The sequence below is a fragment of the Frankia sp. CcWB2 genome (assembly GCF_977927585.1).
In genome coordinates this window covers 1-845 of the sequence record NZ_CDWRCM010000188.1, presented here as the reverse complement: position 1 = coordinate 845, position 845 = coordinate 1, and the positions used below count along the sequence as shown (strand labels likewise).

The following is an 845-nucleotide window of genomic DNA, read 5'->3' as shown; positions in this document are numbered from 1 at the left end:
ATCCACGCCCTTGTAGGCCTCGAGTCGGCCTACGACGGCGACTGTCGGCGTGGTGCCGGCGACGTCGGGTATGTCGAGCCACGGCTCGGCGTCGAACGGATTGGGAATCACCTCCACCTCACGGTCACCCAACCAGCCTTGCTCCCGCAGCGTGTCGACGAGCAGCTGCGACGGTGAGGTGACCACGGCGGCCCGGCCCGCCGACGTCCGGTCCAGCCGGTCGGCGACCAGGCCCTTCAACCCGACCGGCTGGCCGGAAAGCCTGACCGTGAGCATGGTCGGGCAGTGGAGGTGGATGGCGAGCGGAGTGGAGCGACGCATGGCCTGGATCAGACCGCGGGTTTCCCCGTCCTGGGTCTCGATCACGTCTGGTCTGAGCCCGAGTTGACGCATCCATAAGCTGTAGGACAGCGGGAGGCTGGCCCGCAGCGTCAGCGAGTCACGCGGGTACAGGGGTCCCCGGAGTTGGGCGCCGAGCTTTCCCAGCCCGCGGCTGACCGGCACCCGCAGTAACGGGCGCCGGTGGACGTGCACCCCGTCCTTCACCGAGCCGACGACCTGACGCCCCTGGGCGCACAGCACGTGGACGTCGTGGCCGAGTTTCGCGAGTGCCGTGGCCAGCGCCGCGGTGTAGGTGCCCGCGCCGTCCCAGACGACGGGCGGGTACTGCTCGCAGAAGAAGAGAATGCACAGCGCCTGGACAGATCCCAATGACTCCGCCACGTGTCCCCGATTCCACCGTGCCGTAATGGGAGAGTAAGACTAATAGCGTAAATACGCTACTCCACGGGGGGAGTGACGTCTTTATGGTTCCGCGGTCCCGGGGGGAATCGAGGGAAACTGGC

General features: G+C 67.5%; 1 protein-coding gene. It reads right to left on the bottom strand.

Features of this window, described 5'->3' with window-relative positions:
- Window positions 1-723: glycosyltransferase (locus tag ACY45C_RS17350; RefSeq protein ID WP_462188607.1), on the bottom strand; the 723-nt coding region annotated here is incomplete at its 3' end.
- Window positions 724-845: the final 122 nt, after the last annotated feature.